This window comes from Sulfitobacter sp. HI0129 (assembly GCF_001635395.1).
In the GTDB taxonomy this organism is placed as follows: Bacteria; Pseudomonadota; Alphaproteobacteria; order Rhodobacterales; family Rhodobacteraceae; genus Sulfitobacter.
Genome location: NZ_LWGH01000927.1, coordinates 1 through 310, shown reverse-complemented (window position 1 = coordinate 310; position 310 = coordinate 1). Strand labels below are relative to the sequence as shown.

Genomic DNA, 310 nt, shown 5'->3' with positions numbered 1-310 from the left:
AACAATCGGATTCACCCGTGCGTTGAGGAATAACCTCTTTCTGAAAGGACGATCATGCCGCTTTTGCAGACCCGTACAGCCGCCGCCGCGCTGCTGTCGCTTCTTGCCGCCCCCGCTTTCGCTTTGCCCTTCACCGCGCAGGATATTGAGGAGGCGAAGTTCCCACCGAAGCAGATGGAGCAAACTGGCACGACGGCGACAGGTATGACAGCAACAGGAACGGGTGCGGGCAGCACGGATCTGCAGTCAGGTTCTTCGGGCCTGTCTTCCGGCGCTTCTGCGACCGCGCAGACAGGTAATTCACAGGGCA

1 protein-coding gene is annotated in these 310 nt (G+C 59.7%); it reads left to right on the top strand.

Translation table 11 applies throughout. The features are described 5' to 3' along the window. Positions 1–54: 54 nt before the first annotated feature. A partial coding sequence (locus tag A3764_RS20990) for a hypothetical protein (RefSeq protein ID WP_201722486.1) occupies positions 55–310 on the top strand: 256 nt, incomplete at its 3' end.